General features: G+C 71.8%; 18 protein-coding genes and 1 pseudogene. 10 read left to right on the forward strand and 9 right to left on the reverse strand.

Annotation, left to right across the window (positions count from 1 at the left end; all coding sequences use genetic code 11):
• Positions 1–328: 328 nt before the first annotated feature.
• Positions 329–523 (forward strand): annotated as a pseudogene (locus E2B92_RS07100) (SCO2195 family GlnR-regulated protein); the annotation flags it as partial.
• A 10-nt stretch (positions 524–533) separates the two neighbouring features.
• On the forward strand, positions 534–1,241 hold the full coding sequence (locus E2B92_RS07105; RefSeq protein ID WP_126886937.1) for a DUF4191 domain-containing protein: 708 nt from the start codon (positions 534–536) through the stop codon (positions 1,239–1,241).
• A gap of 73 nt (positions 1,242–1,314) precedes the next feature.
• Here E2B92_RS07105 and E2B92_RS07110 read toward each other — a convergent pair whose 3' ends face one another.
• Entirely contained in the window at positions 1,315–1,782 is a 468-nt protein-coding gene (locus E2B92_RS07110; RefSeq protein ID WP_126886938.1) for an RDD family protein, read from the reverse strand.
• A 209-nt stretch (positions 1,783–1,991) separates the two neighbouring features.
• Between E2B92_RS07110 and glnA the strand changes: the two genes are divergently transcribed.
• Positions 1,992–3,401, forward strand: a complete 1,410-nt coding sequence (gene glnA / locus E2B92_RS07115; protein WP_084897134.1) for a type I glutamate--ammonia ligase — start codon at positions 1,992–1,994, stop codon at positions 3,399–3,401.
• A 114-nt stretch (positions 3,402–3,515) separates the two neighbouring features.
• Here glnA and E2B92_RS07120 read toward each other — a convergent pair whose 3' ends face one another.
• The 3 genes from E2B92_RS07120 to E2B92_RS07130 all read right to left on the reverse strand — a co-directional run bounded on the left by E2B92_RS07120 (position 3,516) and on the right by E2B92_RS07130 (position 10,194).
• Positions 3,516–5,243: a winged helix DNA-binding protein gene (locus E2B92_RS07120; RefSeq protein WP_126886939.1), complete on the reverse strand. Its 1,728-nt coding sequence runs from the start codon at positions 5,241–5,243 to the stop codon at positions 3,516–3,518.
• On the reverse strand, positions 5,240–8,884 hold the full coding sequence (locus tag E2B92_RS07125; protein WP_126886940.1) for an AAA domain-containing protein: 3,645 nt from the start codon (positions 8,882–8,884) through the stop codon (positions 5,240–5,242). Before E2B92_RS07125 ends, E2B92_RS07120 begins: the two co-directional genes overlap by 4 nt.
• 128 nt (positions 8,885–9,012) lie before the next feature.
• Complete coding sequence (locus E2B92_RS07130; RefSeq protein WP_133087429.1) at positions 9,013–10,194, reverse strand: winged helix DNA-binding domain-containing protein; 1,182 nt, start codon at positions 10,192–10,194, stop codon at positions 9,013–9,015.
• 16 nt (positions 10,195–10,210) lie between these two features.
• Between E2B92_RS07130 and E2B92_RS07135 the strand changes: the two genes are divergently transcribed.
• A complete protein-coding gene (locus E2B92_RS07135) occupies positions 10,211–11,830 on the forward strand; it encodes an alpha/beta fold hydrolase (RefSeq protein ID WP_126888228.1) in 1,620 nt (539 codons plus the stop codon).
• Positions 11,831–11,930: 100 nt separating this feature from the next.
• Here the strand turns inward: E2B92_RS07135 and E2B92_RS07140 are convergent, their stop codons facing one another.
• Positions 11,931–12,206, reverse strand: coding sequence for a hypothetical protein (locus tag E2B92_RS07140; RefSeq protein WP_126888229.1), 276 nt, complete (start codon positions 12,204–12,206; stop codon positions 11,931–11,933).
• Positions 12,207–12,340: 134 nt separating this feature from the next.
• Between E2B92_RS07140 and E2B92_RS07145 the strand changes: the two genes are divergently transcribed.
• On the forward strand, positions 12,341–12,703 hold the full coding sequence (locus tag E2B92_RS07145; RefSeq protein ID WP_126888230.1) for an arsenate reductase family protein: 363 nt from the start codon (positions 12,341–12,343) through the stop codon (positions 12,701–12,703).
• A gap of 125 nt (positions 12,704–12,828) precedes the next feature.
• Positions 12,829–13,620 carry a hypothetical protein gene (locus E2B92_RS07150; RefSeq protein WP_126888231.1) on the forward strand — a complete coding sequence of 264 codons (792 nt, stop codon included), beginning with the start codon at positions 12,829–12,831 and terminating at the stop codon, positions 13,618–13,620.
• Between the two features lie 37 nt (positions 13,621–13,657).
• Here the strand turns inward: E2B92_RS07150 and E2B92_RS07155 are convergent, their stop codons facing one another.
• On the reverse strand, positions 13,658–14,587 hold the full coding sequence (locus E2B92_RS07155; protein WP_126888232.1) for a Gfo/Idh/MocA family protein: 930 nt from the start codon (positions 14,585–14,587) through the stop codon (positions 13,658–13,660).
• A gap of 204 nt (positions 14,588–14,791) precedes the next feature.
• On the opposite strand from E2B92_RS07155, the gene glnII reads away from it, so the two are divergent.
• Entirely contained in the window at positions 14,792–15,829 is a 1,038-nt protein-coding gene (gene glnII, locus E2B92_RS07160) for a glutamine synthetase (RefSeq protein WP_126888233.1), read from the forward strand.
• A 391-nt stretch (positions 15,830–16,220) separates the two neighbouring features.
• Positions 16,221–16,772 (forward strand): winged helix-turn-helix domain-containing protein, encoded by a 552-nt coding sequence (locus tag E2B92_RS07165; protein WP_126888234.1) that lies wholly within the window; start codon positions 16,221–16,223, stop codon positions 16,770–16,772.
• A 15-nt stretch (positions 16,773–16,787) separates the two neighbouring features.
• Here E2B92_RS07165 and E2B92_RS07170 read toward each other — a convergent pair whose 3' ends face one another.
• Together E2B92_RS07170 and E2B92_RS07175 are read right to left on the reverse strand one after the other, a co-directional pair.
• The gene (locus tag E2B92_RS07170) at positions 16,788–18,251 is read right to left on the reverse strand and encodes a PepSY-associated TM helix domain-containing protein (RefSeq protein WP_126888235.1); all 1,464 of its coding nucleotides are present in this window, start codon (positions 18,249–18,251) and stop codon (positions 16,788–16,790) included.
• Between the two features lie 54 nt (positions 18,252–18,305).
• Complete coding sequence (locus tag E2B92_RS07175) at positions 18,306–18,917, reverse strand: hypothetical protein (protein ID WP_126888236.1); 612 nt, start codon at positions 18,915–18,917, stop codon at positions 18,306–18,308.
• A 194-nt stretch (positions 18,918–19,111) separates the two neighbouring features.
• Between E2B92_RS07175 and E2B92_RS07180 the strand changes: the two genes are divergently transcribed.
• Together E2B92_RS07180 and E2B92_RS07185 are read left to right on the forward strand one after the other, a co-directional pair.
• A complete protein-coding gene (locus E2B92_RS07180) occupies positions 19,112–20,098 on the forward strand; it encodes an NAD-dependent epimerase/dehydratase family protein (protein WP_126888237.1) in 987 nt (328 codons plus the stop codon).
• A 134-nt stretch (positions 20,099–20,232) separates the two neighbouring features.
• On the forward strand, positions 20,233–21,813 hold the full coding sequence (locus tag E2B92_RS07185) for a DUF1996 domain-containing protein (RefSeq protein ID WP_126888239.1): 1,581 nt from the start codon (positions 20,233–20,235) through the stop codon (positions 21,811–21,813).
• Between the two features lie 66 nt (positions 21,814–21,879).
• Here E2B92_RS07185 and E2B92_RS07190 read toward each other — a convergent pair whose 3' ends face one another.
• A complete protein-coding gene (locus tag E2B92_RS07190; protein WP_126888238.1) occupies positions 21,880–22,389 on the reverse strand; it encodes a hypothetical protein in 510 nt (169 codons plus the stop codon).
• Between the last annotated feature and the right edge of the window lie 48 nt (positions 22,390–22,437).

Below are 22,437 nucleotides of genomic sequence, written 5' to 3' on the forward strand. Positions count from 1 at the left end.
GTGAATCGGCGCACAAGCGGCTCCGGGCGTGCTGACGCGGCCCGTGCGTGCCCCCAGGTGAGGGGCGTGCACGGGCCGCGCCCGCGTTCGGGCCCGCGCGCCGGGGTTTCATCGGCGTTTGACCGGTCGGTCACGCCCTGGTAACACCAATCAGTGACGATGCTTGTACGCCTCGCGCACGCGCCGCCGCGTGCACGGAGCGCGCATCACTCCCCCACTCCCGCCGTACCCGCTCTCAGGGAGGACCCCCGACATGCAGTCCGCGACTCCGCAGGGACGCAAGGCAGAGCAGACGCGCCGGACGCACCCCGCCCCCGACCTCCGCGAGGTCCGGGCCCATGCCTTCCCGCGGGTCACCGACGCCCTGCGCGCCGTCGAGTCGCTGCTCCTCAGCAGCGGCCAGCGGACGGCCCGCCGCAACGCCTGGACGTCCGTCCTGGAGGACCGGCGCCGGGCCAGGGACCGGGTGGAGGCTCAGCACGTACTGGAGGCCGTGGCTGGCCGCGCTTCGCGGGCCACGTAAACTTCACAGCATGGCGAGGAAGGCAAAATCAGACAGCGGTGACGCCGCTGCGAACCCCGGGCGACTGAAGCAGATCGCTCTGACGTACAAGATGACCCGAAAGGCCGATCCGAAGGTCGGTCTTGTCGTCGCTGGCGTGGGAATCGTCGTCTTCGGCGTCCTCCTCGCCATCGGCTTCCTGGTCGGGCATCCCATCTACCTGGGCATCCTGGGCTTCCTGCTGGCCTTCCTCGCGATGGCGATCGTCTTCGGGCGCCGCGCCGAGCGGGCGGCCTTCGGGCAGATGGAGGGCCAGCCGGGCGCTGCGGCCGCCGTCCTGCAGAACGTGGGCCGCGGCTGGACGACCACTCCGGCGGTGGCGATGAACCGCAACCAGGACGTGGTGCACCGCGCGGTCGGCAAGGCCGGCATCGTCCTGGTCGCCGAGGGCAACCCGAACCGGCTCAAGACGCTGCTGGCGGCCGAGAAGAAGAAGATGGCCCGCATCGCGGTCGACGTACCGGTGCACGACATCATCGTCGGCAACGGCGAGGGCCAGGTGCCGCTGAAGAAGGTCCGCACGACCATGCTGAAGCTGCCCCGGGTGCTCTCCGGCCCGCAGGTGACGGCGGCCAACGACCGGCTGCGCGCCATGGGCGACCTGATGAGCAACATGCCGCTGCCCAAGGGCCCGATGCCGAAGGGCATGCGGATGCCGCGCGGCGGCAAGATGCGCTAGGCGTGACGCGTACGCAGAGGGGCGCCCCGCCGGTGATCCACCGGCGGGGCGCCCCTCTGCGTTCGTCCGGCTCCTAGCCGCGTACCTGGACGGCGCGCGCGAGGCGGTCGTGCAGTCCGCGCCCGTCGCGGTCCCAGATGAGCGCGGGGATGGCCAGGCACAGCAGCACGCTGCGCACCAGGACGCGGCCGAGGCCGAGCCGCTCGCCGTCGACGGAGATGACGCGCAGCCCCAGCAGCCGCTTACCCGGCGTGCTGCCGATCGTGCCCACCGTGAGGACGTTGAGCACGAGGAGGACGAGCACGGCCCAGTTGCCCGCGCTGTTCCAGTCACCCGGTGCGATCAGGCCGTATGCGATCACCATGCACAGGGTCCAGTCCAGGAACAGGGCGCCGAAGCGGCGTCCGAGGGGGGCGGCGGAACCCGGCCCCTCCTGCGGCAGGCCGAGCCGCTGACCCCGGTAGCCGAAGTCGGCGCCCATCTCCTCGGCGGCCGCGCGTGGCCCGGAGAGCCACGATCCGATTGCTTGCCTGTTGTCCACCCGACCACCGTACTGTGCCCGCTTTCGATCACTTCGACCCGGGTCTGGTCGGGCGGACCGGCGCGCGTGCCGGTTAACTTGGTCGAAACAAATGGGTCACGCTTGAGAAATCCCGCGTCCCTAGGGTCAGAACCAGCGTGTGCCACCGCACTGGCCGCACGACCGAGCTACAACCCCGCCCTCCCCCGGGTGGGAGTAGGAGGAGTTGGATGTTCCAGAACGCCGACGACGTCAAGAAGTACATCGCGGACAACGACGTCAAGATGATCGACGTCCGCTTCTGCGACCTTCCCGGCGTGATGCAGCACTTCACGATTCCGGCCACGGCGTTCGACCCGTCCGAGGAGCTGGCCTTCGACGGCTCGTCGATCCGCGGCTTCCAGGCGATCCACGAGTCCGACATGGCGCTGCGCGCGGACCTGTCGACCGCGCGCCTGGACCCGTTCCGCCGCGACAAGACGCTGAACATCAACTTCTTCATCCACGACCCGATCACGGGCGAGCAGTACAGCCGTGACCCGCGCAACATCGCCAAGAAGGCCGAGGCCTACCTCGCCTCCACCGGCATCGCGGACACCGCGTACTTCGGCCCGGAGGCGGAGTTCTACGTCTTCGACTCGGTCCGCTTCAACACCTCCGCCAACGAGGGCTTCTACCACATCGACTCCGAGGCCGGCGCCTGGAACACCGGTGCCCTCGAGGACAACCGCGGCTACAAGGTCCGCTACAAGGGCGGCTACTTCCCGGCCCCGCCGGTCGACCACTTCGCCGACCTGCGCGCCGAGATCTCCCTGGAGCTGGAGAACGTCGGCCTCCAGGTCGAGCGCCAGCACCACGAGGTCGGCACCGCCGGCCAGGCGGAGATCAACTACAAGTTCAACACGCTGCTCGCCGCGGCCGACGACCTGATGCTCTTCAAGTACATCGTGAAGAACGTCGCCTGGCGCAACGGCAAGACCGCGACCTTCATGCCCAAGCCGATCTTCGGTGACAACGGCTCCGGCATGCACGTCCACCAGTCGCTGTGGCAGGGCGGCTCCCCGCTCTTCTACGACGAGCAGGGTTACGCGGGCCTCTCGGACACCGCCCGCTACTACATCGGCGGCATCCTGAAGCACGCCCCGTCGCTGCTGGCCTTCACCAACCCGACGGTGAACTCGTACCACCGCCTGGTCCCCGGCTTCGAGGCCCCGGTCAACCTGGTCTACTCGCAGCGCAACCGCTCCGCCGCGATGCGCATCCCGATCACGGGCTCCAACCCGAAGGCCAAGCGCGTCGAGTTCCGCGCCCCGGACCCGTCCTCCAACCCGTACCTCGCCTTCTCGGCGCTGCTGCTGGCGGGCCTCGACGGCGTCAAGAACAAGATCGAGCCGGCCGAGCCGATCGACAAGGACCTCTACGAGCTCGCCCCCGAGGAGCACGCGGGCGTCCCGCAGGTCCCGACCTCCCTCCCCGCGGTCCTCGACGCCCTGGAGGAGGACAACGAGTACCTCCAGGCGGGCGGTGTCTTCACCTCCGACCTGATCGAGACCTGGATCGACTACAAGCGCACCAACGAGATCGCCCCGATCCAGCTCCGCCCGCACCCGCACGAGTTCGAGCTGTACTTCGACATCTAGGATCGCCGCGGGTCAGAGCGGGTTTCCGCTCGCCCGGGCAGTCTGTGGGCCGTCGGCCCCCGCTTTTCCCCGCCGGGGAGGAGCGGGGGCCGACGGCGTTCACCCGCACCGGTGTCAGGCGGGGGCGGGATACGTATCGGCGCGACGCAGAACCACCGTGAGGCCGCGGACACCGACGGTCAGGCCGTCGTCGTGGCGGTGTGCCGCCCCGAAGTAGGCGTACTCCTCGTCGGAGCGGGCGTTCACCATGCCGGTGTGCTCGTCGTCGACGATCAGCTCGACCGGTACCTGGTCCTTGGCACCATTGCCCCGCGCGCTCGCGATGGCCGTGGCGTCCTGACACCGGATCGCCACCCGCCGCCACCGGTCCGCCGAGTCGGGGTCGCCGCTCCAGGCCCACAGGCCGGCGGCGGCCCTGGCGAGCTGTGCCATGAATTCGGAGCCTCCGAGGTGGACGGAGCGTGAGACGTCCGCCGCGGGGGAACCGCACCACGCATGGTCACCGACCACGCCTTCCAACGCTCCGCCGTCGCGGTCGAAGAGCAGCAGGCCGGCGCCGCTCCCGGTCGGGCGCCTGACCGGTTTCAGCAGGTCCCTTCCCTTCCCTCGGGCCGCTTCGTAACCCAGCTTGTTCAGGAGGTTGACGACGCCCTCCGTGGTCGGGTCCCCGTCCGCCGCGCCGTGGAGCACATCGACGCGTACGCCCCGCGCCACGGCGCCGTGGACGGCCTCGCTCATCCGGTCGAGTCCGTCCCTCGTGACGACCGGCGAGGAGATAAGGACGTGCCTCCGCGCCGTGCTGAGCGCCTCCAGGAGAAGGTGGTCGTGCTCCTTCGCCCCGCTGACGGCAGAGAACAGCACCGCTTCGGAGGACAGCGGCGGGTACGTGTCCTCCGCCCATTCGGGACGTTCCTCGTCCAGCCACGGGAACGCCGGGATCGCGGCGGAGGGCGACGGGCGCGCCGCCGACCCGGGCGACGGCCCACCGCGCTGGGCAATGAGCAGGGGCGTTATGCGTGGCGCTCCGGCGGTGGCTCCCGCCCTGGGGGCCACGGGAGAGGCGGACGCCACCGGGCTCGGCGGGGTCCCCGGGGCACCGGGGGCCTGCTCGGCGGTGGCGGTCACGCCCCGCCCGGTGGCCACCACGGCCACCGGGCTCTTCTCCGCGACGTGCTCGAAGGTGACGCCGCCCTCATCCTCCTCCTGCCGCTGGGCCGCCACGGCGAAGATCTCCGGAGCCAGTGCCTGGTGCCAGCCCCTGGGGAGCCCCACGAGGGACTGCTCGGCGAGGTCGACGCGGACCGCGACGTACCGCCTGAACGTCACCAGCCGGGGACGGTCGATGCTGCGCACCCACGCGCCACTGGGCCTCGGCAGCAGCTTCTGGATCTGGGACTCGTCCAGTGAGGTGCGGAGGATGCGTTCAGGGGTGCAGGGGTTCAGATCGAGCCTGGCCTCCTTCTCCACGACCGTCGGCACCTCGCCCCGGCGCGCGAGCTGACCGGTCGTGCGGTCGAAGATCACCGTGCACGGGGAGGCGGCCAGCACGGTGACCGACGCGGGATCCTGGCCTGACGTACAGGCCTTCTGCCCCTCGTCGGTGAGGACGAAAGTGGCCTCCCGCCCGTTCGTGACGGCGACCCAGCCCGCCCCCACGAGGGTGACCACCGCCTCGACCATCAGGCGTTCATGCACACGGAACGTGTCGCACAGCGAGGTCAGGGTCACCCCCTCACCGGCGGCGATGGCCTCCAGGACCCGCCTCTCCAGCCGACTGTAGGGGCGGCCCTGGGCCACCTGGTAGGAGACTCTGAACATGCTGACGGGCACAAGGACGATCACGCGTTCTCCCCCATTCGCGCCTGGATGCGCACGGCCTTGCCGGTGTCGAACCAGTCACCGAGCATCGTCATGATCTTCTTCAGCGACCACAGGGGCTGCGACGTGTCCGCCAGCGACACCGACTGCACCTGGTAGGAGAAGAAGTCCCAGGACCCCACGAGCACGAGCAGCCGTTCCGCTCGGGACAGCAGGACGTTCATACGGCCGACGTCGTCGAGGAATCCGAGGCCGCTGCCGATGTCCTTCTCGTTGTTGCGTACGAGGCTGATGGCCACGACGTCGGCCTGGTTGCCCTGGAACGAGTCCACCGTGTGCGTCGGGAAGCGGTTGCCGTCGGCCGGGTCCGCCTTGAGGCCCAGTTGTACGTCCAGCCCCTCCGGAAGCCTCACCCTGCGCAACTGCTCACTCAGCAGACTTACTTGGCGGGCGTAGGGAGCCAGCACCGCGAGTTTGCCCTGGCACCCCCCGGCGGGGCCCAGGTCACGCAGGAAGGCGGCGAGGGCGCGGGCCTCCATGAGGTTGGTGTATGGCGACTGCCCGCTCTCCGGCCCCTGCTCGCGGGCCCGTGGCTCGTGGCGGCACCAGGGGACGTCGAGCCACACCACGGCACGGTCCTGGATGCCCTCGGGGGAGGAGAACCCGTGCCGGACCCGGGCGATCGGCCGGCCCTGCTCGTCCAGCGTGCGGTTGATCAGCCGGCCGCCGTAGTACGCCTCCGAGATCAGCCGGCCGATGTCCGGGTGCATGCGGTGCTGGCCGATCAACTGGCCGGCGGACGCGCCCGTCGCCTCCCTCTCCGTGACCAGCCGGTCGGCACCGGCGGCCACCGCGCAGTACTCGTACAGCCGGTGGAAGGTCTTGAGCCAGCCCTTCGCGAACTCCCTGAAATCCTCCCTCTTCGCGGGGCTCCGCTCGTCCCAGGAGTCCAGCCAGTCCTGGTCCAGCAGCCCGGCCGCCCTGGTCTTCAGACCCTTGAGGGTCCGCACGACGGGATCGAGCTTCTCGATGCCCTGCCGGTAGTCCTCGTAGCGGTAGGGGTCGAGCTGCTTGTGGTCCCCGATCAGCAGCCATCGGTGACCGGCCTGCAACGGCAGCGCCAGGTCGAAACCGTGGGCCTTGCCCGCTTCCTCGACGATGGACCAGTCGAACGCCTGCCCGGCGGCGAGGGCGACGAGGTCGCTGGAACTGGTCGTGCAGTAGGTGAGGTTGGCCCCGCGCTTCACCAGTTCCACGAAATCGGTGGACCGCCGGCTGAGTTCTCCGGCCTCCTGCATCATGTTGATCTCGCCGACCATGGCCGTCGCGTCCTCGACCCACGCCGCCTGCGCCTCGCTGAGCGACGGCATCTGGCCGAGCTGCGCGATGCTGCGCTCCAGGACCTGCTTGGCCACCCCCTCGGCTCCGTCGGTCAGCGGCGCCGTACCGGGCTTGCGCGGGCCGCGGAGCCGGATCTCCAGCGGCCGCTGGCTGTCCGGGACGTCCTTGAACGCCTCTCCGACCTTGTTGCGCAGCACGTCGACCGCGCCGTGGGCCTGGGCCGTCACCAGGACCTGGACGACCGGGTCCTCGGCGAGGATCTCGCGCAGCAGCCAGGCGACGAGCGTCGTCTTCCCTGTACCCGGAGGACCTTGCAGTGTGTAGATGGGCCGTACGCGCAGGATGTCCTCGATGCTGGCCCGCTTGGGCTCGTCCACGAGGCCGTGGTCGAGCTCCACCGGCAGGTCGGACGCCCCGGTGTCCATGCGAACGTGGCTGGGACTGGCCAGTGACCGCAGCAGGTAGCTGTGCTGGTCCAGCGCGTCGATGGCCTTCTTGCGGCGCTGGAACAGGCTGATCTGCCCCGGCATGCCCGCGCTGCGCAGGAAACCCTCCTTGTCGATGCGCACCCGCCCCTTGCTCAGCCCGGGTCGGGTGAGCGTGACCTGGTGGGTCGCCTGGTCCATGGCGACGACCTGCCAGACGTTGCCGTCCTCGTCCGCGTTGCGGTCCCGGGGAGGCAGCTTCAGCCGACTGCCGTCCTGCGGCCCGGACAGGATGACGTTGGACCGGTCGTTTCCCCGGACCTCCTTCTGGAGGAACTCGATCATGTCGACGCGGAAGGCGTCGAAGACGTCGTGCCCCTCCGGCCGCTCCCGCTCCGTCACCACGGCGAACTCCTCGCCGTTGTCCACCCAGGGACCCTGGACGAGCTGGTACGGGAAGATCTGGGAGTCCAGCAGCAGCAGTTCGATCTGATTGCTCACCCGGACGAAGTCGTGGAAGCGGGTCAGCTCCTCGGAGATCTGGCCGCTGCGGTCGATCTTCGGGAGCACGGGCTCCCACGACGTGGCGTTCTGGAAGATCGTGCGGTCGCGGTAGACCTCCTCGCGCGCGTACACGAAGACGCGTCCCGGGGGCAGTTCGCGCACGCTGTCATCGCCCTCGCTGTACAGCAGGGGCTGACCGGTGCGGCAGTCGGCGATCTGCCAGGTGTAGACGCCGTCCTTCTGCCGGTACGCGGTGATCTTCAGCGAGAGCCGGCCGCCGACGAGGATGAAGTACTTCCTGCCCGGCACCGCGTACAGCAGCGCGTTCTGGAGGTCCTGGCGGACGAATTCGCACGCCTCCTTGCGGTGGGCCGGGTCGCCGGGCACGAAGGTGCCCATGGCGCCGAGTTTGAGGTGCTCGCGCAGGCCCCGCTCCATCAGGTGGTCGATGAACTCGGGCTTGCGGAGATCGAGCGCCACGATGTACTGGACGGCCTCCTGCTCGATGCGCAGCGGGTTGGCCAGCGAACGGGCGATGTCCTGGACGCGGTTGATGATGTCGTACGGGGTGGTGAGCCGCTCCAGCGGATCCTGCGCCACCAGGTCGAGCAGCAGTTTGCGTTCGGCCTCGGTCAGTTCGTGGATGGAGGTCTCGATGGCCTTGAGGACGCGCTGGTGGCGCTGGGGCTGGGCGTTGCCTGTGTACCGCTCGAGGTCCAGCAGCAGACGGGCGCACAGGATGCCGAAGGCGAACCAGTCGTCGTCCTGGCGCCACGCGGAGAGGCCCTCAGTGGCCCGCTCGGGCGGGACGGGCCAGCCGTCCGGCGGCTGGGAGCCGACCGGTCGGCCCAGCTTGACGGACCATTCGAACCCGCCGAGGCGCAGCGACTCGGGTCCGGCGTCCTCGGCGAAGAACAGGGAGTCGACGTCCACTCCCCGGTGCAGGACCTGCCGTTCGTGCAGGAGGTGCAGCCCCGTGGCGACCCGTGCCAGTCCCAGCCACATCTGTTCCCGTGCGGCGGTGCCTCGGCTGGAGAGCCACGAGTAGCGACTGGGGCGGCGCAGGGCGTCGGCGACCCGCTCGTAACCGGGTGCTTCGAGGACCATCACGAAGCAGTGGTGCTCGCGGTCGAGGCCCGCGTCCTTGAGCACCACCAGCGCCTCGTCCGAACGCGGGCTGCTGGCGACCTTGTAGAGGGTCCGCAGTTCCTGGTCCCACAGGGCTCGTTGCACCCGGTCCGGGTGGTCCCCCTCGTAGGTCCAGGTCTTGACCATGTAGGTGTAGCCCTCGCTGAAGGCCTCCCAGATCTGGGACTCGCCTTCCCCGCGTCTCGGACCGTCCGTGAGCTCGTACCTGTTCCTTAAGAGAGAGGTTCCGACAGCGGGTGCGCTCATAGGCTCCACCTTCAGCACGAGGACATGCGGATGCCCGGCTCGCAGTCATGGGCAGGACATCGCGCGGAGTAAATGTGATCCTACTCACTCGGATTGAGCCATGGATGCCGTTCGGAATCACCCGTCCGTCACGCCGACAGTTCGCGTTCCAGGGGGGTGCGGAAGCGGGGGGTGACGCGGGTGGGGGCGAGCCAGGTGTGGAGGCGGGCGGCTTCCGTCTCGATGGCGGTGAGGGCCTCGCGGCCCGGGTCGGGGTCGAGCAGGCGCCAGACCGGTTCGCCGCCGGGGCGCTGGGCCCAGCCTCCGATGACGCGGCCGTTCCACCAGACGGTGGGGCCGATGTTGCCGCTGCGGTCGAAGAGGAGGGCGCGGTGGGCGGGCGGGAGGTACCAGTCGCGGTCGCGCCAGCCCATGGGCGTGGGGTCGAGGGCGGGCAGGAGGGCCGCCCAGGGCGCCGGGGGGTCGGTGGGGGCCGTGTCGTCGGGCAGGACGTGTCCGGTGGTGCCGTCGTCGAGGGCGACCGGCACGGCGTCGACGTCCCTGAGCGCCTGGCGCACGTCGGTGACCTTCCAGCCCGTCCACCACTTCAGGTCCGCCTCGGTCGCCGGGCCGTGGGAGGCGAGCCAGGCGCGGGTGAGCGTGGCGCGGGCCTCGGCGGGCGGGAGGTCGGGCAGGTCCGGGGCGATCGCCCAGCGGAACTGGCTGGAGGTCCAGGAGCCGAGCGGGCGGCCGCGGACGACACGGGCCTCGGTGCCGAGCAGGCGCAGCACCCGGGTGGACACGGTCTGGCGCTGCTCGTAGCCGGTGCCGGGGGCGTAGGTGAACCGCTCGCGCAGCCGGGGCTCGTCCTGGGCCAGTTCGGCGGCGGTGGCCTCGCCCCGCCGCGCCAGGGCGTCGAGGGTCGACTTCTCGACATCCGCGAGCCACGCCTCGTCGAGTGCGCTGCCCGCCTTCAACTGCTTGACGAACAGTGCCCGTTCACGGGCCGCGACGGCATGCGTGGTGGAGGACTGGACAACCGGCGCGAGGGCGGCCGGGACAACGAAGACGGTGTGGCGCATGCCGTGCATCCGGATCAGGGTGCGGTCCTCGTACAGGGCGCGTTCCATGGCGGCCACCGGTCCGGCCGGGTCCGCGAGGCGGGCCCCCGCGGCGAGGTGGACCGTGGCGGGGTCGGTGCCGTGCAGGGCGGTGAGCGAGGCCGCGACCTGCTCGACCGTGCCGGCGCGGGCCGCCGGTGCCAGGTGGTGGCGTACGCCGATGCGGCGGCGGCGTTCTTCGTCGGTCAGGGGAAGGCGGGAGCTTGCCATGGTCTAGAACTTAGCCATGGACACGGTGATGTGTGACGGGGAACGGATCGGCTTCGTGGCGCGGGAGCCCGGCGGCGCGGGCGGTGCGACCGTGGTGGTGCTGCACGGGGCGGGGAACGGCTGCGCCGAGCGGCTGGTCCCGGTGCTGGACGAGTTCGCGGGGCGGGGCTTCCGGGTGGTCGCGCCGGACTTCTCCGGTCATGGCCGAAGCAGCGGTGAGCTGGACGAGCTGAGCCTGGAGCGGCGGTTCCTCCAGGCGCGGGCGGTCATCGGCAGGGCGGTGCCGGAGGGCGACGAGCTGGTCCTGGTGGGCTTCAGCATGAGCGGCCAGACCGTGGCCGACCTGGTCGGCCACTACGGCGGCCGGGTGAGGGCGATCGGGCTGTGCGCTCCGGCCGTGTACGCCCGCGAGGCGTGGGGGGTGCGGTTCGGGCACGGGTTCACGGAGATCATCCGGCGTGAGGACGGCTGGCGGGACTCGGCCGCGCTCGAGTCGCTGCGGGGGTACGCGGGTACGGCGGTGCTGGCCGTGCCCGGCGACGACGACGTGATCCCGCCGGACGTCACCGAGGCCGTCGAGGACGCGCTCACCGCCCGGTCCCAACTGCGGCGGCTCGACTTCGAGCGGGCGGGCCACCGGCTGGGGGTGTGGTTCGTGACGGAGGCGGACGACCGGCGGCGGTTCGTGGACGCGGTGCTGGCGCCGCCGCGGACCGAGGAGTGGGTGGAGAAGTCGCTGCCGGGCGACGAGCGTGTGAGGTCGGCGCGGTGGCTGACCGGCGGCTGGACCTCGCAGATGCGGGTGCTGCGCACGGAAGGGGCGGACGGCGGCCGGGAGGTCGTGCTGCGCTCGTTCGTCAAGCCGTTCTACCGCAGGCACGCGCCGGGGCTGCTGGCGCGGGAGGCGGAGGTGCTCGGCCTGCTGGCCGGCTCGGGGATACCGGTGCCCCAGTGCCTGGCCGTGGACGCCACCGGCGAGTTCTGTGACGCGCCCTCCCTGCTGATGACCCGGCTGCCCGGGGACGTACGGGTCGACGAGGCCGACCTGGACGCGCGCGTCGAGCTGCTGGCGGAGCTGCTGGTGCGCATCCACGGCGTGAGGGTGCCGCCGGACGCGCGCCCGCGCCCGTACCAGGCGTGGACGTCGCCGGAGCGGGTGAGGGTGCCCGCGGACACCCGGCGCCCCGAGCTGTGGGCACGGGCGGTGGAGGTGATCGGCCGGGAGGCACCGGCGTACGAAGGGTGCTTCCTGCACCGGGACTTCCACCCGGGCAACGTGCTGTTCACGGGTGCCGGTGAGGGGCTGCGGCCGAGCGGCGTGGTCGACTGGGTGGAGACCTCCTGGGGGCCGGCGGACCTGGATGTGGCGCACTGCTCGACGGCGCTGGCGCTGCTGTACGGGGTGGAGCGGGGGCTGCGGTTCGCCGGGCGGTACGCCGCGCACGGCGGCGTGCTGTCCGGTGACCCGGAGGCGCGGACGTACTGGCGGCTCCTGGACGCGCTGGCCTTCGCCCCGGACGCGGAGAAGGTCGCCGGGCCCTGGCGGGAGCTGGGGCGCACGGATCTGACGCGGCAGGTGCTCCCGGCCCGGCTCGAGGCGTACGTGGGCGCGGTGCTGGACGGAGCCGGGGCGTAGAGGTCCCGTGCCCGCCGTCCCCGCGGGGCGGTGGCGGCGGGCACGGGACGGTGCTCCACGGGCGGATCAGCGGGCGCCGCGCGACAGCGGGCGCCGTGGATCAGCGGCTGCTGTGGATCAGCGCCCGGACCATCCGGCACGTGGTGTCGGACGGCGGGTGGATGCCGATGCGCTCCGCCGTGTCCCGTATCGTCTCGTCGTCGGCCTTGGACGGGTGGTAGACGCCCGAGTCGAGCAGGGCGATGGCCAGCCGCATCGCCTTCAGGCGGCGGTTGTGGGACACGTACCACTCGCGGGGCCGGCCCGCCGGCAGTGGCTTCTTCAGCAGGGGTTTCCAGGGTTCGAGGGGCAGTGTCGTGAGTGCGGCAACGGCCATCGGCGACCTCCTGGTACGCGGTGTGGGGACCCTCCCCCGGGCCCTCACGAACTCCCTCGATTTTACTGCCGCCCACTGACAATCGGCCCTGGCCAGCACCGCTTTGAGCCGCCACTGGGAGTACCGTGGCGGGCATGGAGATCTGGATCAATCCCGCGTGTTCCAAGTGCCGTGGCGCACTGAAGCTGCTCGACGAGGAGGGGGCGGAGTACACCGTCCGCCGGTACCTGGAGGACGTGCCGTCCGCCGACGAGATCCGGGACGTGCTGGCCCGCCTCGAGCTGGAACCGTGGGACATCACCCGTACCCAGGAGCAGGCGGCGAAGGAGCTGGGGCTGAAGGACTGGCCGCGCGAGGCCGGTTCACGCGAACGCTGGATCACGGCCCTGGTGGAGCACCCCAAGCTGATCCAGCGCCCCATCATCACCGCCGACGACGGTACGGCGGTGGTGGCCAGGACGGACGAGGCGGTGCGGGACGCGCTCGGCCGGTCGTGACGCGTGTGAATTCAGTTATCTCGAGGGGCAGTTGAGCGGAACCGGCTTGCTACTCGTACGTAGGGGCACACACGGAACCCATCCGGCCGTCATTCCCCCGTACGGCCGGGGACAGGAGCCCCCACGTGTCACGCAAGAGGACGCTCAGCGGTAAGAAGAAGCTGGCCCTGCTCGTCGGCGCGGCCGCGATGGTCGGCGGCACGGCGATCGTGATGACCGGCACCAGCCAGGCGTCGGTGGCCTGCGACGGTCTGGCCACGGCGCTGAGCAACAACGAGAAGTTCATCGCCGGGCAGCAGGCCAGCCCGGACGCCCAGTCCGAGGCGCGGATCGCCAACCGGCAGGCCGTGATCGAACAGATCAAGCGCCAGCAGGCAGCCGCCGGGTGCGAGGTCGGCCAGGGCAGCGCCCAGGGCGGCGCGGGCGACGCCCAGGCGGGCGGCCAGGCACCCGGCGCGGGCAACGGCCAGGGCGCGGGCCAGGGCAACGGCCAGGGTCAGGGCAACGGCAAGGGCCAGGGTCAGGCCAACGGCAACCAGGGCGCCGGGAACGGCCAGGGCGGCGCCGGCCAGGGCGAGGGTGCCGGAGAGGCCACCGCCCAGCCGCCGGCCGGGCAGGGCGGCCAGCAGGGTGGTCAGGAGGCCGGCCAGCAGGGCGGCGGCGCGGCCGGCGAGGTGGTCTGCGCCGGGTCGACCGTGACCCTCTCCGGCGAGGGCGGCGCCCCGGCCGCCTCCAGCAACCAGTTCCCGGTCGGCACCAAGCTGAAGGTGACCAACCTCGACAACAACAAGTCCACGACCGTCGAGGTCACCTCCGTCTCGGGAAGCTGCGCCCTGCTCAACAACGCGGCCTTCGAGCAGGTGCGCGAGCCCGGCAAGTTCCTCATCCGCAAGGCCCGCATCGAGCGCGTCGGCTGACGCCCGGGCCGGGCACCCCAGGGACAGGAGGCGCGGTTCAGTCGGCGAGCCGCGCCTCCGCCGCCACCCCGGCCGCCATCCCCGCCCGTTCCTCCGCCTCCGCCAGGATGCGCGTCAGGCGCAGCCCGAACCGCGCGTCGCAGGGGTGCGCCCGGCCACCGCGCACCGCCTCCAGCAGCGCGTCCACCGCCGCCCCGAACGAGCCGACCGCGTCCGCCCACGCCGGCATGACCGCCCGCCCGTGCTCGCCGTGGAGCGTGATGCCCGCCTCCGAGGCCCGTACCGGGGCGCTCAGGCTCAGCGTCACGGTGCTGCCCGCGCCGGAGGCGTGGCGCAGCACCAGGTGCCGGGCCTCCCCCGGCCCCGTGACGGCCGAGGTGACCTCCGTCACGTCTCCGAGCACCGGCAGGAGCACCGACAGCACGTGCGGGCCCACGTCCCACAGCCCGCCCCGCTCACGGCGCCAGGGCGAGGCGGCGTACGCGCTCGTCGACCCGCGCGAGAACAGCGCGCCCAGCCAGTGCGCCTGCCCCAGGTACCAGCCGCCCAGAGCCGCCTGCTCCTCGATCCACGGGGCGGTGTCCGCGGCGAACCGGAGCGTGCAGAAGACGACGGACGCGACACCCGCCTTCTCGGCGGCCTCCGCCACCTCCCGCGCACCCGCCACGCTCGTCGCGACCGGCTTGTCGAGCAGCAGGTGGCACCCGGCCGCCGCGGCGCGGGCGGCGAGCGGGGCCTGGACGTCCGGCGGCAGGGCGAACGCGACCGCGTCGCTCGCCGCCAGCAGCGCGTCCACGTCGTCGTACGCCCGGGTGCCGTGCTCGGCGGCGAGGGCGGCCGCCGCTTCCGGGCGCCTGCCCCACACCCCGCTGAAGGTGATGCCGGGGTGCGCGGCGAGCGCGGGGGCGTGGGTGCGGGAGGCCCAGGGGCCGGTGCCGAGGAGTCCGATGCGTGGCGTGCTGTTCATGCACGCCAGTCTGCCCCGGGTGCGACGATCACACCGGACGTGGCGCTGCATACCGTCCGCCCCACCGGGCCCGGACTCGCACAGCGGATGCGCGGACAACGGGAAACGCGAGTAACACGGGGTTCACAAACGGGCAACGGTCGGGAAATCCCGTATTGCGAAGCTGCGCGACATACCGCTGCACCCGCAAAGGATGAGGCCCCCGTGACCACCATCAAGGCTGAGTACATCTGGATCGACGGCACCGAGCCGACCGCCAAGCTGCGCTCGAAGACGAAGATACTGGTCGGCTCCGCCGGCACCGATGTCGCCGATCTGCCCATCTGGGGCTTCGACGGGTCCAGCACCAACCAGGCCGAGGGCCACGCCTCCGACCGGGTCCTGAAGCCGGTCTTCTCCTGTCCCGACCCCATCCGCGGCGGCGACGACATCCTCGTCCTGTGCGAGGTCCTCAACACGGACATGACGCCGCACGAGTCGAACACGCGGGCCGCGCTGGCCGAGGTCGCGGAGCGGTTCGCCGCGCAGGAGCCGATCTTCGGCATCGAGCAGGAGTACACGTTCTTCAAGGGCTCCCGCCCGCTCGGCTTCCCGGAGGGCGGCTTCCCGGCCGCGCAGGGCGGCTACTACTGCGGTGTCGGCTCGGACGAGATCTTCGGCCGTGACGTCGTCGAGGCGCACCTGGAGAACTGCCTGAAGGCGGGCCTGGGCATCTCCGGCATCAACGCCGAGGTCATGCCGGGCCAGTGGGAGTTCCAGGTCGGCCCGCTGGCGCCGCTGGAGGTCTCCGACCAGCTCTGGGTCGCGCGCTGGCTGCTCTACCGCACCGCCGAGGACTTCGACATCTCCGCCACCCTGGACCCCAAGCCGGTCAAGGGCGACTGGAACGGCGCCGGTGCGCACACCAACTTCTCCACCAAGGCGATGCGCGAGGGCTACGACGCGATCATCACCGCGTGCGAGTCGCTGGGTGAGGGTTCCAAGCCGATGGACCACGTCAAGAACTACGGCGCGGGCATCGACGACCGTCTGACCGGCCTGCACGAGACCGCCCCGTGGAACGAGTACAGCTACGGCGTCTCGGACCGCGGCGCCTCGGTCCGCATCCCGTGGCAGGTCGAGAAGGACGGCAAGGGCTACATCGAGGACCGTCGCCCGAACGCGAACGTCGACCCGTACACGGTGACCCGCCTGCTGGTGGACACCTGCTGCTCCGCGCTGGAGAAGGCCGGCCAGGTCTGATCCGCCGCCGCCGTACGGCCGGAGGGCGCTCACCGTTCGCGGTGGGCGCCCTCCGGCCGTTGGCACCGGCACCGGCACGGCCGGTGAGCGGCCACGGCTCGGGCCCGCCCCGGCGCCCCGCGCCCCGCGTCGGGGGAAGGGAGGGTACGGCGCTCCGCCATCTGATTCAATGGGGGCATGGCCAGCCTTCGGAACACCGCGACGGGTCGCAGCGACCTCCAGCCGTTCTGGCCGTCCCGTCAGCACCACGACTTCGACCGGGTGTGTTGCCGCGCGACGAACGCGCCGGCCCTCTGACGCCTCTCGGCATCTGCTCCCCCAGGCCCTCGGGCCTTCGGCCGCCGCGCACGACGTACTTCCCGTCCCTTCGCGCGAAAGAGCTGACCCCATCATGGCGAACACCCGTACCCTCTCCGCCGTTTCCCCCACCGCGACCTCCGTGAGCCACCGGCAGCGCCTGCGTGCCGTCGACGCGCGCGACGAGGCCCTCGTCCGCCTGCCCGGCGGCGTGGACGTCGCCGGCTTCCTGCCGCCGGGCGCCACCTGGGTGCCCGCGCCGCCGCACACCGTGCCCACGCTGCCGGGGCAGCCGCCCATGGTCGGCTACCTGGTGCTCGTACCCGCCGAGCAGGGCGAGGCCGGGCCGGCCGCCCCGGAGGACGAGGGGCCGGTGACGATCGACGGCACCCGGCGCACCGCCCGGGTGGACGGCCGGCCGCTGGACCTGACGTACCTGGAGTTCGAGCTGCTGGCGCATCTGGTGGCGCACCCCCACCGGGTGCACACCCGCGACCAGTTGGTCACGACCGTGTGGGGGTACGGCCACGTGGGCGACGGGCGGACCGTCGACGTCCACGTCGCCCGGCTGCGGCGCAAGCTGGGCGCCGAGCACCGCCGCACGATCCAGACCGTGCGGCGGGTCGGCTACAAGTACGCGCCCTGATCCGAACGAAGGACGTCAGGCGGCACTGCGGGCCCGGGCCACCAGGCCCAGGGCCACGTCCACGGCGAGGAACGCCAGCAGGCTGATGCCGAGCAGCGGCACGAACCAGCCCACCAGCGCCGTCGCGGCGGCCAGCGGGAGGAGCAGCGTGACGGGCACCTTGCGCCAGGCGCCGCGCGGCACGGGGCGGCCCGCGCCCAGCTTCCGCTCCTTGGTCGGCCTGCGCAGCCACCACATCCGGTAGCCCCAGACGACGAGGAGGATCAGCCCCACCATGAGGGCGGCCAGCGCGAGCTGGTTGGGCAGCCCGAACAGGACGCCCATGTGGACGTCGATGCCGAAGCGGGTCAGCTTGGCGAGCACGGGGTAGTCCGCGAACCGCAGTTCGTCGAGGACCGTGCCGTCGGCCGGGTCGAGGGCCACCGAGTCGAGGTGGACCGGGAACTGCGTGTCGGTCTCCTTGACCACGTACCCCTTGCCCTCGGCGGGGAGGGTGACGGCGATCTTCCCGGCCACGCCGGCGTCGCGGGCGGCCTCGACCGCCCGGTCGATGCCGATGTCGGGGCCCTGCGGGGCGGGGGCGGTGTGGTGGCCGGTGCCGTGGCCCTCGTGCCCGGTGCCGCCGTCGGCCGCCGCACCGCCGGGGGTGGTGGCGAGGACGGCGGAGACGGTGGGGGTGGAACCGCCGAGCTGGGCCTGTACGGCGTCGATGTTCTCGCCCGCGTACCGGGACCAGGTCAGGCCGGTGGCGGAGAGGACGACGAGGCCCGTCACCGCCCACAGGCCGACCGAACCGTGCCAGGACAGGGTGCGGCGGCGGGAGCGGGGGCCGCGCTCGGGGAGGAACAGGGCGCGCTTGGCGGTGCGCCTGCGGCCGATCCAGAGTGCGAGGCCGCCGAGGGCGACGACCCACATCCAGCTCGCGGCCGTCTCGCTGTAGATCCGGCCCGGCTCGCCGAGCCGGAGGTTGGCGTGGAACTCGGAGAGCCACGCGCGCAGCGGAAGGGCGCCCGAGCTGCCGTAGCTGGGCAGGTCCCCGCGTACCTCGGCCGTGTACGGGTCGACGAAGACGGCGAGGGACTTGCCCTCCTCGACCGCCGGGGTGGTCATCAGGACGCGGGTGGTGGCCCCGTCCTCGGAGGAGGGCCAGACGGCGGTCACGGTGCCGTCGGGGTGCGCCTCGCGGGCGGCGTCGACCTGCGCGGTGAGCGGCAGGACCCGGTCGCCCACCGGGACCTGGAGCTCGTGCCGGTAGAGCACCTTCTCCGCCGGGAAGGAGAGGGCGTACAGCAGGCCGCTGATCGCGGCGACCAGGAGCAGCGGGGCTATCAGGAGGCCCGCGTAGAAGTGGACGCGCAGGAAGAGGGGGCGCAGGGCGCTCCACGTGGATCTGGTGCCGCCGGTGCCGGAGGGCGTGCCCTCCGCGAGGGCGTCGGGGGTGTCGACGGGGTCGGCCGTCGTACGGTCGTCAATGGCCATGACTGTCCTAGGAGTCGGCGTTGATGCGTGTCTGCATGGGGAAGCGGCCCCAGGTCAGACGTGCGTCGCTCCCAGGACCGTGGCGCGGGGTACGAGGCGCGCGGGCGGGCCGCGCCGCGAGACGGTGTGCGCGAGGACGACACCGTGGTGGCGGCGGAGGTGACGGGTGCGCGGGCGCGGGGGGCGCGGCGCGTCGGGCGGGCGTACGGCGGCCAGCAGCAGCCGCAGCGGGGTGAAGGCGAGGGCGCCGATGGCGCGGGCGAGGCGGAAGAAGGCGGTCTCGCCGTGGGCCAGCCACAGGGCGCACACGGCGGCGGCGAGCAGGTGGACGGCGACCATGCCGGCCGGGGCGCCCCCGAGGAGCCCCGCGAGGGTGCCGTCCGCGCCGCCGCCCGGCCCGGTGCCGGCCGGCGGCATGACGTGACCCGGCGGCATGGGCGTGCCGGGGGGCATGCCGGCGCCGGTCGGCATGGTGGCCGCGTGGCCGGTGTGCCCGGTGTGGCCGCCGCCACCCATGAACGTCAGGTGCAGCACGCCCTGCACGGCGAGGAGTCCCGTACCGATGAAGGGGGCCCGCCGCCGGCGGCCCGCCGCCAGCCAGGCCAGGCAGCCGGTGGCGAGGAACGCGACCAGCAGCGAACCGGGCGGCACACCGTGCGCAGACATGGACGAATGCCCCATCGCAGCCAATGCCACGCACACCGCCGCGAAAAGTGCGGCTCGCAGGGCGCGCATCGGCGACCGGGCATTCGTCATGGTCGGCTCATGGTGCCATCCCGGGCGCGAGGTGGGGAGAGCGGCCGTTCTTCTGGCAGCAGAACCGCTGTTCAGCGCCGTGCCCGGGCAGGCAGAGTCGACGCATGAGGCTTCTGATGCTGGGTGGTACGCAGTTCGCCGGACGCGCCGTCGTGGAGGCGGCGCTGGCCCGTGGCTGGGAGGTGACGGTCTTTCACCGGGGGCTCCACGAGCCGCCGGCCGGTGTCGTGTCGCTGCTGGGCGACCGCACGGCGCCGGAGGGGCTCGCGGCGCTCGCCGCCGGGCGGTGGGACGTGGTCGTCGACACCTGGGCCTCGGACCCGGTGGCGGTACGGGACGCCGCGCGGCTGCTCGCCGGCCGGGCCGGCCACTACGTGTACGTCTCCAGCCGCAGCGTTTACGCCTGGCCGCCGGCGGCGGGGCTGGCCGAGGACGGCCCGCTGGTGGACGCGTCGCCGGACGCCACCGGGGTGCCGTACGCACAGGCCAAGCGGGGCGGGGAGCTGGCCGCGCTGGACGCGTTCGGCGAGGAGCGGGTGCTGCTGGGCCGTGCGGGGCTGATCATCGGCCCGTGGGAGAACGTGGGCCGGCTGCCCTGGTGGCTGAACCGGATCGCCCGGGGCGGCCCGGTGCTCGCCCCGGGCCCGCGCGACCTGGCCCTCCAGTACATCGACGTCCGCGACATGGCCGAGTGGCTGCTGGACGCGGCGCTGGCGCGGCTGTCCGGCCCGTACAACCTGGTGAGCCCGTCCGGGCACACCACCATGGGCGAGCTGCTCGACGCCTGTGTGAGGGCCACCGGTTCGGACGCCGAGCTGCGGTGGACGGACGCGGAGGCGGTGCTCGGCGCGGGCATCGAGCCCTGGTCGCAGCTCCCCGTCTGGCTGCCGCGCGGCGAGCTGTACGACGCGGTGCACGCCGGTGACGTGTCCAGGGCACTGGCGGCGGGGCTGCGGTGCCGTCCCGTGGCCGAGACGGTCGCGGACACCTGGGCGTGGCTGCGCGGGCTCAACGGGATGGCGCCGCAGCGGCCGGACCGGGCGTGGCCGGGTGTCACGCCGGAGCAGGAGGCCAAGGCGCTCGGCCTGTGACCGAAGCGGCCGGGGCGTAGGGGTTCGCCCGCTTTGCAACCGTAGGTTGCTACGAAATCGAGGGCGTGCTGAACGAGCCCGGAAGCGCGCGCGTATGGAACGGAGCGGTTCACCCCGCCCAGGATTGGAGTTCCATGCGACGCACAAGAAAACGCTCGACACTGGCCAACCGGGCGATCGCCGCCTCGGCTGCCCTGATACTGGGCGGCGGCGGGTTGATTGCGGCCAATTTCTACGCTTCCGCCGGTGAGGGCTGGTACGGCTCGTGGCAGCAACAGCAACAGCAACAGCAGCAGCCCCTGAATGCCGGGCAGCAGATGTCGACCATCGACTGTCCCGAAGTCGCCAACGGCCTTCCCGAGGTGCCCGGTCAGGCACGCGCGGAAGTGGACCGTGAACTGGCGGCGATGGACACCCAGATCACGGAGGCGTACCAGCGGTTCGCCGATCAGAAGGAGCAGATCGAGCAGGACCCGGCTTTCGCCCAGAACGCCATTCTCAATCCGCTGAAGGACAAGCGGGTCGCGGCCATCGGCCGGATCGTCATCGCCATCGACCGCAGCGCGCAGCGGCCGAGCGGTCTGGAGAACCTGGCGCCGTGCTCCTTGCGCGCGGACGACACCACGCAGGTGAAGGACCAGAACGACGGCGGCGACCAGAACGGGGACGGCCAGAACGGCGGCGACCAGAACGGCGACGGCCAGCAGGACCAGGGCGGCCAGGACCAGGGCGGACAGGACCAGGGCCAGGACCAGGGCGGACAGGACCAGGGCGGACAGGACCAGGGCCAGGACCAGGGCGGTCAGGGCCAGGGCCAGGGCCAGGCGGGCAACGGTCCCGTCGCCGGCGACTTCGTCGACATCCAGAACGTGCAGCCCAACGTCCGCAATCCGCGCAAGCTCAGCGGCGCCTCGCGCGGCAGTTTCGTCACCGATTGCGGCCGGAACGAGAACGGCAAGTTCAACCCGGACAACGTCATCGTCGCGCCCGGCGTGAGCAATGGCGCCCACCACATGCACGACTACGTGGGCAACCAGGCCAATGACGCCTTCGCCAGCGACGACGACCTGGCCCGCGGCCAGACCACCTGCCGCAATCAGGGCGACAAGTCGACGTATTTCTGGCCGGTGCTGCGCCTCCAGAACGGGCAGAACGAGAACGACGCCAACGCGGACGGCGGCGGCAACGACAAGAACGTCGGTGAGATCCTCACGCCCAGCCAGGTCACGATGAATTTCGTCGGCAGCCCCGTTTCCAAGGTCTCGGCGATGCCGAAGTTCCTGCGCATCATCACCGGTGACGCCAAGGCGTTCACCAATGGCGACGCGAATGCGAACGCGTCCTGGAGCTGCACCGGTTTCGAGGACCGGCAGCTCAAGGACAAGTACCCGATCTGCCCGCAGGGCAGCCAGGTCGTACGGACGTTCAAGTTCCAGAGCTGCTGGGACGGCCAGAACACCGACAGCGCGAACCACCGCACCCATGTGGCCTTCGCCGACCAGAACGGCCGCTGCCCCAATGGGTTCCGCGCCATTCCGCAGCTCGTCCAGCGCATCGTCTACGACATCCCGCAGGGCACCGTCTTCGCCGTGGACTCCTTCCCGGAGCAGCTCCACAAGCCGATCACGGACCACGGTGACTTCATCAACGTCTTCAACAACCGGCTGATGCAGCAGATGGTGAGCTGCATCAACGGCGGGCGGCGATGCGCCTGACCCACCGCTGATCCGTGAACGGGGAGGGGCCGGACCACCTGGTGGTCCGGCCCCTCCTCCGTGCGCTCAGCCCCCGTGGTTCCCCGTGTGACCGGAGTGGCCCGAGGCGCCCGAGTCATCCGGGTGACCCGAGTGGCCGTCCTCGCCGGCCCCCTTGCCGCCGCTGTCCCCCGAATGGTGCGACGCGCCGGTCTCCACCGCGCCGCCGAGCCGGCCGCGCAGGGCGGTCACCACCTTCTCGTCGCCGACGGCGACCCATTTGCGGCCGACCAGGTAGGTGCCGCCGTAGTCGTTCGCCTCGTTGATCCACTCGCGCTGGCCCCGGTCGGTGGCGAAGGTGGCCAGCACATAGGTGCCGTCCTCCGTCTCGCAGTTGGCCTGGCGGATCTCCTCGGCGTCCGTCTGTATGTTCGGCTTGCAGGTGGCCTTGGCCGCCAGCTCCTCCAGGGAGCCCGTCGCCGTCTTCGGTGGGGCGTCGGACTCGTCCCCGCCCCCGCCGCACGCCGTCGCGGCGGACAGAGTCAGGGCCACCAGAGTGGCCGTCACCAACGCCAAACGAGTTCGCTCCGTACGCATCTGGCCATCGTGCCGGTTCGCACCCCCGTTCCGGGGTCGAACGCCGAG

Source organism: Streptomyces sp. WAC05374 (genome assembly GCF_004353505.1).
GTDB lineage: Bacteria > Actinomycetota > Actinomycetes > Streptomycetales > Streptomycetaceae > Streptomyces.